This window comes from Rhizosphaericola mali (assembly GCF_004337365.2).
Classification (GTDB): Bacteria; Bacteroidota; Bacteroidia; order Chitinophagales; family Chitinophagaceae; genus Rhizosphaericola; species Rhizosphaericola mali.
Genome location: NZ_CP044016.1, coordinates 55,755 through 68,879 on the forward strand (window position 1 = coordinate 55,755; position 13,125 = coordinate 68,879).

Sequence of the window (13,125 nt, forward strand, 5' to 3'; positions counted from 1 at the left end):
CGATATTAAATATGGAGTAGTTATGAATTAAGGATTATAATAAATTATAATTTATGATTTACGAAGTATAACCTTTTTATGGTGGTCTTACCAAGGGTGTTCACCTCTTCCCATACCGAACAGAGAAGTTAAGCCCCTTATGGCCGATGGTACTTGGGCCTTGTCCCTGGGAGAGTAGGTAACTGCCATATTTATTTTAACAGCCGTTGTGAGTAATCTCAACGGCTGTTTTGTTTTATACATATTTCCCCCATCTTTGTCGGTAAAAGTATTGTACTCGAATACTAGAAGTAAAATATCCCTATATTTTTATTATATAATTAATAACACTATTTAAATATATACTTAAAATGGTATAGTTATTCTTGCTTATTTAAAATAATTAATAAAAGGCAGGCTAAAGATGGACTTTAGTCTGCCTTTTATCTTTATTAGATCCCCGAATATTCTTTAAATATTTTATTGTTTTTAGTAAATAGTTCGGAACGTTGAATAGCTTCTACTACAGGTAACAGTTTTTCTAAATGTATTCTGATGTATTCTAGTCGTTGACTCTCAAATAATAATTGGATAAACTCTTGCTGTTGTGAATCTTGTAATCCTATTTTATTGGCTAGTTTATAGCTTGCTATTGTCTGGGACAATAATTTTTTATGTGATAGGTATATTTGGTATACAAACAATAATTTTCCTTTAGTGCATTTTTTTAATAATTTGTAATACTAAAAAAGCTATTGCATTAGCAATAGCTTTTTCAATGAAAATTGATATTGAATTATTTTAATTTTTCAATAATATAATCTCCTTGTTCTTTTGTTGAAGTAGTACTACTTTTGGCTTGTGCTAATTGTTGTAATTGAGATGTAATTACTTCTGCTACTTGTTTAGATAAAGGTTCGTATATCTTTCTTTTTTCAATAACTAGATCAACTCCTTTTTTGAAATTGTCTGTATTTTTTACATTATTCAAATATTGGATGAAGTTGATTGTTGGAGTTACTCCTTTATATAAATTCATATTTTTCAATTCAGTATACAAACTATCAAATTGTGTATCGTCAAATGTAAATATGCTAAGATTGGAAATCACTTCGGATAAATTTCCCTTTGCATCTTTGCTAAGTTCAGGTAACATAGTTAAAGCGGTATCTTTATCCAATCTCGCCAATGCCATCAAGGCATTTCCAGCTACAGAATATGAACTATCTTTTGTATCTGCTACAAACATCGACTTGTACTGTGGATTTTTTAATAATCCCAAATATGCTATTGCCTCTGCTCTTACTGGACGTTTAGGGTCTGTCTTTGCCATAGATTCAATTTTTTGAATTAAATCTGGAGATGGAGGTACGGGGGTGTTGCTTAATGATTTTAATGCTATATCACGTATATCATAAAATTTGTCATTCAAGCCTAGCATTATAATAGCTAAGGCTTCGGGTTTGTCTAATTGAGAGCTAGCAAATTCTACAGCTTCTCTTCTGTCTACATAGTTACCTCCATGGGTATATTGATACGCATATTCTGCTAATGATTTATTGTCTTGTTTATCCCAAAGAAGTATTTTGTCCCCATCAACATTGATTAAATCTGGTTTTTGAGTTACTGGAAATGTGAAATTGTCCAATGTATCTTTTGTCCAAACTGTATAACGTTTTTTCGTGCCGTTTGTATAAATATCAATATCTATAGGAAGAATAAATGCATGTTCTTTTTGCGTTTGGTGTATCGTAACTGTTGATTCTTTTTTTGAATCATCATATCCATAAGAGATATCTACCACAGGATTTCCATATCCAAAATACCATTGGTTCCAATACCAATTCAAATCTTGACCAGTCACTTTTTCAAATGCAATGCGTAATTGATGTGCTTCTCCAGTTCCAAATTTATGTTCGACCAAATAGGTATTCAATGATTTGTAAAATGCAGAATCTCCTAAATAATGATGTAGCATGTGCAATATACGTCCGCCTTTGTTATAGCTTACCGCATCGAACATATCTTCTCTAGTCTTATAGTAGAAGCGGACTAAATCTAAATCAAAACTATTGCTTCGAAGATAACCTTGCATGTCATCATAGTTTTGCTTATCTCCAGCATCTTTACCATATTTATACGTATTCCAAAGTGTTTCACTATAATTGGCAAAACTTTCATTTACTGTAAGATTACTCCAACTTTCGCAAGTTACATAGTCTCCAAACCATTGATGAAATAGTTCATGCGCTACATATTCTTCATATTTGTTGCCGTCTGTCAATTCACGTGCATTTTGTTGTACGGCATCAGTATGTAAAGTTGCTGTCGTATTTTCCATCGCGCCGCTTACATAGTCTCTAGCGGTCATTTGACTATATTTATTCCAAGGGAATTCTACACCTAAAATACGACTATAGAAAGCCATCATTTCTGGGGTGTTTCCATAAATTTTTCTAGCAACAGACGCATATGCAGGTTCCACATAATAGTTAACTTCTTTACCCTTGTATTTATCTTTAGTCACGGAATAATCACCTACTCCAAAGAAAAATAAGTATGGAGCATGAGGTAAATCCATTTTCCAATGATCCGTTCTTGTCCCATCTGCATTTTTCTTAGAGCTGATTAACGCTCCATTAGAAAGAGAGACGTACGTATTGAATTTTTTCGGAATAGTTAAAATAATTTCTTCCGTAGTTTTTTGATCTGGTTTGTCAATAGTAGGAAACCATACGCTACTACCTTCTGTTTCGCCTTGCGTCCATAGTTGGATCGGTTTATTTTTATCTTTTCCATCAGGATTGATAAAATATAGACCTTTTGCATCTGTGATGGCGGCACTTCCTTGACCTTTGTATAGATTAGGTCGAGAAACGTAATCGATATAGATTAAATAAGTTTCATTGCTTTTGTAGGTTTTATCCAAATGAATATTCAACACCATACTATCTGAATAGTCATATTTCAACGGTGTTTTTTTTCCATTTTTAACGATAGCGACTTCATTGATCTGCATTCCTTTAGCGTCTAAAGACAAACTATCGGTAGGATAAAAATGAGGATGAAGGCTTACCCATTCTTTTCCATAAAGAAAACATTTGTTGTAATCGGGCGTGACTTCCAATTTTGTGTGAATTAGGTCATTGATCTTGGTCGCTGATGCACGGTAATCTTTTTTCCAATTATTGGATTGGGTATTTACTACAATAGCTTCTTGATCCTGGGCCATGACAACCGAGGAAAGAAGTATCGCTGCACTAGCGAGAATAAAACTTTTCATATTAAATAGACGTTAATTATTAGACAAATGTATAATATCAACAATTATTTTTTTTCATTAATATATGAATGGTATTATTATTGTTTAAATTAGTACTGAGATTGTATTGTTTTTTAACCTTAAATGAAACGCTATGTTAAAGTGGGCAGTAACTTTTCTTATTATTGCAATTATCGCGGCAATTTTTGGATTTGGCGGTATCGCAGCAAGTGCGACAGGAATCGCTAGAATTTTGTTTTTTGTATTTTTAGTACTATTTGTTATCTCTTTAATTACGGGAAGGAAGTCTTAATCTCGTGATGTATACAATGAAAAACGGGAATGTAAATTTTACATTCCCGTTTTTGTATAATTTGAGATAAGATTAATATTCTTGATCTTCTGGTTTATTAGGATCTAATAAATTCATTGCTTTAGCAAAATAAGAAACTGTACCTGGTAAAGCTAACCAGAAAAATGGTCTAACGAATATTAGCATTAAAATGATGATTGCTAACCATACAAAAAACCATAACCAATATTTACTTGTATTTTGTGAAGTTTCCATAACTGATGAATTTGTTGCAAATATAATAGGCAATTCTTAAAAAAAGAAGCTATTTTTTATTTTACATATTTTTCTTTGTAAGCTACGATAGATTTTTCGATTATTTCTAACGCCACTTCTTTTCCTTCAAATCCGCTAACGATTACTTCTTTCTTTTCCAACAATTTATACGTTTCAAAGAAATTTTGTATTTCGTTCAATTTTTGTTGAGGTACATCAGACAATTCGTTGATATGGGCAACTGTACAATCGTCATTAGCTACAGCGATGATTTTGTCATCTCCTTCGCCACCATCGATCATATGCATCACACCTATAACTTTTGCTTCTACAAGGCAAAGCGAAGTGATAGGCGCAGCTGCCAAAATCAAAATATCTAAAGGATCATTGTCCTCTCCCAAAGTTTGAGGAATAAAACCGTAATTGCTAGGATAATGTGTGGAACCGAATAAAACGCGGTCTAATTTTAATAAACCAGTAGGTTTATCGATTTCATATTTAATACGAGATGCTTCAGGTATTTCGATGATTCCGTTTACTACGGAAGGAGCATTTTCTCCTGTTGTTGCACCATGCCAAGGGTGTAATACGTTGGTAATTACGGCCATGATTTATTTTATTTTTTTTATTTCAGTGTGCAAAGGTAAAACCTTATGCTATATTTAAGAAAAATTGTTTTATCTACTACAGATATTTGTTTTTTACAAGTGTCCATTTTTTGTGGTAAAAAAGTTCTTTTTGGGATAAGTGTTGGGAAAGTAGTTTGTTGTTTCTGATTTGAAGAAATGAGTTCTTCGCAATTCCGATATTTTGGGAAGTATAAATTCCACTATGACCACTGCAATAATAAGCGACAAAACAGCCTATGGCAAAAAACGGCAAATTTGCAGCGCCAAATAATTCAATTCCCATCATCGTACATGCCAATGGTGTATTTGTAGCGGCAGCAAATACCGCGATAAATCCAACACCTGCCAATAGATCAATAGGTATATTGAAAAGAGTTGCCAATGTATTGCCCAAAGCAGCACCAATAAAAAACAGTGGTGTTACTTCGCCTCCTTTAAATCCAGCACTTAATGTAATTGTTGTAAATAATAATTTCCAAAACCAACTCCATGTAAATGAACCACCTGCGTGAAATGCTCCTACAATGGACGCAGCACCAGGATAATTAGGATCGACTCCTAAACCCAAATAGTCTTTTCCCACCAACCATTGGCCTAATATAATAATGATTATCCCGCCAAAAATCGGAATCATCCAAGCTTTGGGTAAAATTTTGGAATAGATTTTTTTGAATAATTCAATAAAATAAGAAAATAAATACCCCGCCAAACCAAATCCTATAGATGCAATACCAACTTTCAATGCGATAGAAATCCATTCTCCATTCATTGGGATAGAACTTGTTATGAAATATTTAGTGTGATGAATTCCTAATTGCAAACAAAAATAATTGGCGATCAAAGAAGCAATTAAGCTGTATGGTGCGGCCTTGTATTCCATTTTTCCAATGACCAAAACTTCCAATGAAAACACAAATCCAGTTAAAGGCGTTCCAAATACGGCACTAAATCCTGCACCGATACCACATATTAAGAGGATTGATCTTAATTGTTGGTTGAGTTTGCACCATTCAGAAATTTTGGCAGCGACTGTCCCGCCAATTTGTACAGCCGTTCCTTCTCTACCTGCAGAACCTCCAAATAAATGTGTTATGACTGTTCCAAATAATACCAAAGGTAACATTACCGCAGGCACAGATTCTTGATTTCCTTTGGCTTCTTTTATGATCAGATTATTTCCTTTGCTACTATTTTTACCTAAATATTGATATGAAAGATAAATTACCCAACCGGCAATAGGTAAAAGAAATAATAATTGAAAATGGGAATTGCGATAAGCTGTTGCAGCTTCTAATAATTTGAGAAAAAATGCAATAAATAGGGCGGATAAAATTCCTACAATAGCACTTAAGCTAAGAAGTATAAATTGTTCTTTGAGAAATTTTTTAAAAGAGAATATTTGCATATACCTACAAAAATTTAGTCCAGATAGATTCTAGACGATGTTAAAATTTTGTAGGCGCCATCAGCATTGTAATCACAACTGCGGTTCGGAGTAGGAAGACACCATTTCCTATATTGCAAAGATATAAATTTTTATTTATTGGTAGGATCTGCAAGCCAAATATTGTTTTGTTTGACTACGGACATGGAATCTTCTTTTTTGTCAAAAGAATTTTTAAAATATAGCTTATGTAATTGATCGTCAATGGTTTTTTCATTTTCAATAATGATGGACGCTTGTCGATAATTAACCCGAAAATCTCTGTCTTGATGTTGATAAAAATCTTGTTTTTCTTGCAAAAACGCATCATTTTTTGCAGAAGGGAGCATGTAGAATTTTGCTTGTTTGAACTCACCTTTCATTGTTCCTTCGATAAATAATCTCCCAGCTTCAAAAGCGTTGTCTGCATTCTGAAATTTTGGTTCGTCTTTACATGCAAAAAAGGCGCAACATCCCAAGATTAGTGGCAAAATTCTTTTCATTTGGCAAATGTAGGGGCTTTTTTGATGTAATTTTGCAAGCATGCATATTTCGGATAAAAGTACGTGGATCAAGCAAAAAGCACTGAGTTTGGGCTTTGATCATTGCGGCATTGCAGAGGCCACGTCTTTGGATGAAGATGCGTTTCGTTTGGAAAAATGGTTGCATCAAGGCAAACATGGAAGTATGCAATACATGGAAAATTATTTTGATCTGCGTATTGATCCGCGCAAATTATTTCCAGGTGCGAAATCTGTGATTACCGTTTTGAAAAATTATTATTCCTCTGAAAAAAATCCAGACCCAAACGCGCCGAAAATCTCCAAATATGCCTATGGGAAAGATTATCACGAAGTTATTCGCAAACAATTGAAAACCTTTCTAGAAGAAATAAGAACAGAATTTGGGCAAGTGGAAGGTCGTGGGTTTGTCGATTCGGCTCCAGTCTTAGAACGTTCTTGGGCGAAAAAAAGTGGTTTGGGTTGGGTTGGAAAGAACGGAATGGTGATTCACAAAGGTGCAGGTTCTTTCTTTTTCATTGCGACTTTAATAGTGGATTTGCCATTAGGGTATGATGCACCTGCGGTGCAAGATTTTTGTGGGAAATGTACGCGTTGTATTGACGCTTGTCCGACAGAAGCGATTTCTAATAATAAGGAAATTGACGGAAGTAAATGTATTAGCTATTTTACGATTGAGTTAAAAGATCAATTGATTCCGGAAAATATGAAAGGCAAATTTGACAATTGGATGTTTGGCTGCGATACTTGTCAAGATGTTTGTCCGTGGAATCGTTTTAGTAAGGAAAATGAAGAATTAAATTTTCAACCTATTTCCGAAATATTACAATTTACCCAAAATGATTGGGACGAATTGACCGAAGAATCATTCAAACAAATATTTAGCAAATCTCCATTGAAACGAAGCAAATTTGCTGGAATTAAGAGGAATTTACATTTTTTGAAATAATCTTACTAATCTTACTAATTGTCTAATTGTAATTGATAAGATTTTGGAGTAAGCCCTTCTTGTTTTTTAAATACACGGAAAAAATGACTCATATTATTGAATCCAGAATTAAAGCAAACCTCTGAAATAGAATGATCTGGATTTTTGAGTAAATTTTTTGCATAGGTAACGCGTTCTTTCAATATCAATTCAATGGGAGAAATGCCAAATTCTTTTTTGAATGCTTTGAAAAAATTGGGTTTGCTCATGCACGCAATTTGACTTAATTTATCAATGGTTAGATTTTCATCCAAATGATCCTTTATATAGTGCATGACATGGGCAAATCGATTGATCGTAGCATCTTTGGCACTATGGGCGACTAAACCAATTCTCGCTTGGGTTTGCATAAGGCGAACAATCAACTCTTTTAACGTGAAATCAGCTAAAAGTCCTCTAGATATATGATCGTTTTCTTTGCTTAAAGCTCCCAATCGTGATAGCGCTCCAAATATTTCTGTAGTTCCAGCGAAGTGTATATTATGTTTATCTAACTGCCAACCTTCTGGAGAATCGATCTTGGGCGCCGTATCATTCAACATGCCAATCGTCTTACTGACAAAATTTTCATCAAAACAAATTGCTAAACATTGTGTCGGATTGTTATCACTTGCTTCAGGGAAGTCAATCAGCATTTGTTTGCCAGAAGGAACAATTACCAACTCATCAGGGAAATATTCAAATGGCTGCATATCAGAGAAATGCATCACTTTTTTCCCCTTAACCATTGCTGTAAGAGCTATCTCATTGAATTTTAATGAAAATTGATTGGATATAGATCTAGTTTCAAATACATTCAATTCGCAAGCATCAAATTGTACCATTGTTCTATCCTCTACGTCATTATCTACCAATGATTTAGGTATATATTGGAATGTTTTAGAAAGTCTTTTCATGGCTTCAAATTAGACTTGTAAAATAATGTATTTTTTTAATATTATTAATGAGCAAAGGTAATTTAACTAAATTTTTTAAAATACTAACGAATATTAGTATTTTGATAGTATAGTACAATGAAAAGATAGTATAGTACATATTAATTTCTCCAAATATCTTGACCTTAGCCCCATTAATTAAAGTTGTAAAAATATAGATTATGGAAACAGCAGTTGCAAAAAACGCGAATATGGTAGCTAGGCCTGAGTTTTTACCTCAGTATGAGAATTTGATCGGAGGTGAGTGGGTAGCTCCTGTAAAAGGTGTATATTTTGAAAATACTTCTCCAGTAGATGGTTCTGTTTTGACAAAAGTGCCAAGATCTTCAGCAGAAGATATTGAATTGGCCATGGATGCAGCGCACAAAGCATTACCAGAATGGGCTAAAACTTCACCAACACAAAGAAGTCTTATTTTAAATAAAATTGCGGATGTATTGGAAGCTAATTTAGAAAAATTAGCAGCAGCAGAAACAATGGATAATGGTAAACCAATCCGTGAAACTTTGAATGCGGATTTACCATTGACTGTTGATCATTTCCGATATTTTGCTAGTGTTATCCGTGCGGAAGAAGGTTCTGCTAATGAATTGGATGCACACACTTTATCATTGATTATTCATGAACCTCTTGGTGTTGTTGGTCAGATCATTCCATGGAATTTCCCTATTTTGATGGCTGCATGGAAATTAGCTCCAGCTTTGGCTGCAGGTAACTGTGTAGTATTGAAACCCGCAGAACAAACTCCAGTAAGTATCTTGATTTTGGCAGATTTGATCAAAGATATTTTGCCAAAAGGTGTTTTGAATATTGTAAATGGTTTTGGCGCAGAAGTAGGTAAAGCATTAGCTACTAACCCAAGAATTGCTAAGATAGCATTTACTGGTTCTACTGCTACTGGTCGTACAATCATGCAATATGCATCAGAAAATATCATCCCTTCTACAATGGAATTGGGTGGAAAATCTCCCAATATTTTCTTCCCAAGTGTAATGGATGCAGACGATGATTTCTTTGATAAATGCTTAGAAGGTGCAGCATTATTTGCATTGAATCAAGGTGAAATTTGTACATGTCCATCTCGTTTGTTAATCCACGAAAGTATTTATGACAAGTTTATTGCTCGTTTATTAGAAAGAGTTGAAAAAATCAAGTCAGGTCATCCATTGGATAAAACAACTATGATTGGCGCGCAAGCATCCAAAGCTCAATATGACAAAATCTTATCTTATATCGAATTAGGTAAAGAAGAAGGTGCTGAATTGTTGATTGGTGGCGGTGCACAATATGTAGATGGTTTGCCAAATGGTTATTATATCAAACCTACATTATTTAAAGGTAGAAACGATATGAGAATCTTCCAAGAAGAAATCTTTGGACCAGTTCTTTGTGTAACTACATTTAAAGATACTGCAGAAGCAATTGAAATTGCTAATGATACTCCTTATGGTTTGGGTTCTGGTGTTTGGACAAGAGATGCACACGAATTGTACGAAGTGCCACGCGCAATTCAAGCAGGACGTGTTTGGGTAAATAATTATCACAATTATCCAGCTGGTGCACCATTCGGTGGATACAAACAATCTGGTTACGGTAGAGAAAACCACAAAATTATGTTGGATCACTATCGCCAGACAAAAAATATGTTGATTTCTTATGATAAGAAAGCAATGGGTTTCTTTTAGTATTTTATAATAGTTTGCAATTCTCAAGTTACCTTTCTAGGTAAGTTTCGTAATTATTGATTGTAGCACAGGCGTTCATGTTTAGAGGCCTGACGTCTGTGCTTTTTTTGCTTGCATTTTGCGTTTTGCCATTTGGTTTTTATTAGACCAATCACTTTAGATATTTAGATATATGTGATGTCAATGCTCTATTGACATACGATTGCTCATTTTTTTAAATTTAATCTTATGCCAGATTTAAAATTAGTAGATAGTACAATTAATACAAATTCTACTGAATATTCTACACTACAAGAATGGTTATATCGATTTGAAACCGCTTTGAAAGATCGAAACATTGATGCCGTATTGAATTTATTTTTAACAGATTGTTATTGGCGTGATTTAGCTTCATTTACTTGGAATCTGTACACCTCTGAAGGGAAAGAACAAATACAAGAAATGTTGACACATCAACTGGACTTCACAGATCCAGATAATTGGAAAATTATAGAAGAGGTTACCGAAAATAATGGTGTGATTGAAGGGTGGTTCACGTTTGAAACTAGACAAGGACGAGGTAAAGGACATATTCGTTTAAAAGATGGTTTGTGTTGGACACTTTTGACAACGCTACAAGAATTGAAAGGATTTGAAGAGAAAAAAGGACGCAATAGAGAACGTGGTGCAGAGCATGGTGTTCAAAAAAATAGAAAATATTGGTCCGAACTTAAAAAAGAAAGACAAGAAACATTAGGATATACAGAGCAACCGTATTGCGTAGTGATTGGTGGTGGTCAAGGAGGTATTGGATTGGGTGCTCGTTTGAAAAAAATGGGAGTACCTACTATAATTTTAGATAAATTTCCACGTCCTGGTGATCAGTGGCGTAGTCGATATAAATCCCTTTGTTTACATGATCCGGTTTGGTATGATCATCTTCCATATTTACAATTTCCGGAAGATTGGCCAGTATTCTGCCCGAAAGATAAAGTAGGCGATTGGTTAGAAGCATATACGAAAATCATGGATTTGGATTATTGGTCTTCGTCAGAATGTGTCAAAGCTTCTTATGATGCTGAGGCAAAAGAATGGAATGTAATTGTTAATAAAGAAGGACAATCTATTATATTAAAACCTAAACAAGTCATTTTCGCATTAGGGGTTTCCGGATTTCCGAATATTCCTAAAATAGCTGGTGCGGAGACTTTTGAAGGCCTACAACATCACTCAAGTAAACATCCAGGAGGGGATATTTTTAAGGGTAAAAAAGTTGCGGTTATTGGTGCTAATAATTCGGCTCATGATATTTGTGCTGACCTTTGGGAAAATGGAGCGGATGTGACGATGATTCAACGCTCAAGTACGCACATCATACAATCCGAGACTTTAATGGATTTAGTATTCGGCCCGTTGTATTCCGAGGATGCCGTTGCCAACGGTATCAATGTCGATAAAGCAGATTTGATATTTGCATCGCAACCATTTAAAATAATGAATCAATTTCATATTCCTATTTATAATGAAGTAAAAAAACGAGATAAAGCGTTTTATGATTCTTTAGAAAAAGCAGGATTTATGTTGGATTTTGGAGATGATGGTTCGGGTTTATTTTTAAAATATTTGAGAAGAAGTTCGGGTTATTATATTAATGTCGGTGCCGCAGAATTAGTTGCAGATGGTAGTATTAAATTGAAAAGTGGCGTCGAAATAGACCAAATAGTCAAAGACGGAATTTTGATGTGTGATGGAACTAAAATAGACGCCGATGTAATTGTATATGCCACGGGCTATGGTTCGATGAATCAATGGGTCGCACAGATTATTTCACAAGACGTCGCTGATCAGGTTGGTAAATGTTGGGGATTGGGATCTAATACAACAAAAGATCCAGGTCCTTGGGAAGGCGAATTAAGAAATATGTGGAAACCAACAGCTCATGAAAATCTTTGGTTTCACGGAGGCAATTTGCACCAGTCCAGACATTACTCCAAATATTTGGCTCTGCAAATAAAAGCAAGATACGAAGGGTTAGACGTTCCTGTATTCGGAAAAGCGGAAGTTCATCATTTAAAATAAATTTTTCACTTTAAATCTGAGAGTATGTTACCTAACAAAATGAAAGCGGCAGTGGTTCGTGAGTTTGGAGCACCGTTGCAAATTGAAGAAGTCGAAGTTAAACGACCGGGGAAAAATGAAATTTTGGTAAAAGTTATTGCAAGTGGTGTTTGTCATACAGACTTGCATGCGGTGGATGGAGATTGGCCTGTAAAACCAAAGATGCCATTGATTCCAGGTCATGAAGGAGTCGGATATGTAGTAGCTGTAGGAGAGGGTGTAACGAATGTTAAGGAAGGGGATGCTGTAGGTGTGCCTTGGTTATATAGTGCTTGTGGTTGTTGTGACTATTGTATTACTGGTTGGGAAACTTTATGCGAAACCCAACAAAATGGCGGTTATAGTGTCGACGGAGGTTATGCAGAATATGTAATTGCAGATGCTCGCTATGTTGGACACTTACCGTCCAATGTCAACTTTACAGAAATTGCTCCTATTCTTTGTGCAGGCGTAACGGTTTACAAAGGCTTGAAACAAACAGAAGCGAAACCAGGAGAATGGGTTGCAATTTCAGGTATTGGCGGCTTGGGACACGTAGCTGTTCAATATGCAAAAGCAATGGGATTGCACGTTGCCGCAGTGGATGTGGCTCCTGAAAAATTGGAATTGGCTAAAAAATTAGGTGCAGAAATTACGATTAATGCAAAAGAACAAGATCCGGGTTCATTTTTGAAAAAAGAAGTCGGTGGTATGCATGGCGTACTCGTTACCGCAGTATCTCCAATTGCATTCAAACAAGGTATTTCTATGTTGCGTAGAAAAGGTACAATTGCCTTAAATGGTTTGCCTCCAGGGAGTTTTGATTTACCAATTTTTGATACTGTATTAAATGCGTACACGGTTCGTGGATCTATTGTTGGTACAAGAAAGGATTTGCAGGAAGCGATCGAATTTGCTGTTGAAGGTAAAGTAAAAGCAACTGTACATCCAGCAAAATTGGAAGACATCAATGACATTTTTGGAAAAATGAAAAAAGGTCAGATTGATGGCCGTATTGTTATGGAAATAGCGGAACCATAATTAAAGAATTCTTAAAAA

12 protein-coding genes, 1 rRNA gene and 1 riboswitch are annotated in these 13,125 nt (G+C 34.9%); of the genes, 6 read left to right on the forward strand and 7 right to left on the reverse strand.

The features are described from left to right. Window positions 1-77 precede the first annotated feature (77 nt). A 5S ribosomal RNA gene (gene rrf / locus E0W69_RS00205) occupies window positions 78-191 on the forward strand. Window positions 192-431: 240 nt separating this feature from the next. Here the strand turns inward: rrf and E0W69_RS00210 are convergent. Both E0W69_RS00210 and E0W69_RS00215 read right to left on the reverse strand, forming a co-directional pair. Then, a complete protein-coding gene (locus E0W69_RS00210) occupies window positions 432-644 on the reverse strand; it encodes a hypothetical protein (RefSeq protein WP_131328031.1) in 213 nt (70 codons plus the stop codon). Window positions 645-775: 131 nt separating this feature from the next. After that, entirely contained in the window at window positions 776-3,262 is a 2,487-nt protein-coding gene (locus E0W69_RS00215; RefSeq protein WP_131328032.1) for a M1 family metallopeptidase, read from the reverse strand. 133 nt (window positions 3,263-3,395) lie between these two features. Here E0W69_RS00215 and E0W69_RS00220 point away from each other — a divergent pair, with 133 nt between their 5' ends. Beyond that, window positions 3,396-3,554: a DUF1328 family protein gene (locus E0W69_RS00220; protein WP_131328033.1), complete on the forward strand. Its 159-nt coding sequence runs from the start codon at window positions 3,396-3,398 to the stop codon at window positions 3,552-3,554. A gap of 72 nt (window positions 3,555-3,626) precedes the next feature. Here the strand turns inward: E0W69_RS00220 and E0W69_RS00225 are convergent, their stop codons facing one another. The 4 genes from E0W69_RS00225 to E0W69_RS00240 form a co-directional block, all read right to left on the reverse strand. Continuing rightward, a complete protein-coding gene (locus tag E0W69_RS00225) occupies window positions 3,627-3,809 on the reverse strand; it encodes a hypothetical protein (RefSeq protein ID WP_131328034.1) in 183 nt (60 codons plus the stop codon). Window positions 3,810-3,865: 56 nt separating this feature from the next. Further along, window positions 3,866-4,417, reverse strand: coding sequence for an inorganic diphosphatase (locus tag E0W69_RS00230; RefSeq protein ID WP_131328035.1), 552 nt, complete (start codon window positions 4,415-4,417; stop codon window positions 3,866-3,868). 76 nt (window positions 4,418-4,493) lie between these two features. Continuing rightward, window positions 4,494-5,843, reverse strand: coding sequence for a chloride channel protein (locus tag E0W69_RS00235; RefSeq protein ID WP_131328036.1), 1,350 nt, complete (start codon window positions 5,841-5,843; stop codon window positions 4,494-4,496). 44 nt (window positions 5,844-5,887) lie between these two features. After that, window positions 5,888-5,961, reverse strand: a riboswitch (Fluoride riboswitch). Window positions 5,962-5,974: 13 nt separating this feature from the next. Continuing rightward, on the reverse strand, window positions 5,975-6,364 hold the full coding sequence (locus E0W69_RS00240; protein WP_131328037.1) for a hypothetical protein: 390 nt from the start codon (window positions 6,362-6,364) through the stop codon (window positions 5,975-5,977). 40 nt (window positions 6,365-6,404) lie between these two features. On the opposite strand from E0W69_RS00240, the gene queG reads away from it, so the two are divergent. Beyond that, window positions 6,405-7,331 (forward strand): tRNA epoxyqueuosine(34) reductase QueG, encoded by a 927-nt coding sequence (gene queG / locus E0W69_RS00245; protein ID WP_131328038.1) that lies wholly within the window; start codon window positions 6,405-6,407, stop codon window positions 7,329-7,331. A 14-nt stretch (window positions 7,332-7,345) separates the two neighbouring features. On the opposite strand, the gene E0W69_RS00250 is transcribed toward queG, so the two are convergent. Next, complete coding sequence (locus tag E0W69_RS00250; RefSeq protein ID WP_131328039.1) at window positions 7,346-8,266, reverse strand: AraC family transcriptional regulator; 921 nt, start codon at window positions 8,264-8,266, stop codon at window positions 7,346-7,348. A 200-nt stretch (window positions 8,267-8,466) separates the two neighbouring features. On the opposite strand from E0W69_RS00250, the gene E0W69_RS00255 reads away from it, so the two are divergent. The 3 genes from E0W69_RS00255 (at window position 8,467) to adhP (ending at window position 13,107) form a co-directional block, all read left to right on the forward strand. After that, window positions 8,467-9,990, forward strand: a complete 1,524-nt coding sequence (locus tag E0W69_RS00255; protein WP_131328040.1) for an aldehyde dehydrogenase family protein — start codon at window positions 8,467-8,469, stop codon at window positions 9,988-9,990. 228 nt (window positions 9,991-10,218) lie between these two features. Then, window positions 10,219-12,048, forward strand: coding sequence for an NAD(P)/FAD-dependent oxidoreductase (locus E0W69_RS00260; protein WP_131328041.1), 1,830 nt, complete (start codon window positions 10,219-10,221; stop codon window positions 12,046-12,048). Window positions 12,049-12,072: 24 nt separating this feature from the next. After that, window positions 12,073-13,107, forward strand: a complete 1,035-nt coding sequence (adhP, locus tag E0W69_RS00265; protein ID WP_131328042.1) for an alcohol dehydrogenase AdhP — start codon at window positions 12,073-12,075, stop codon at window positions 13,105-13,107. Window positions 13,108-13,125 lie beyond the last annotated feature (18 nt).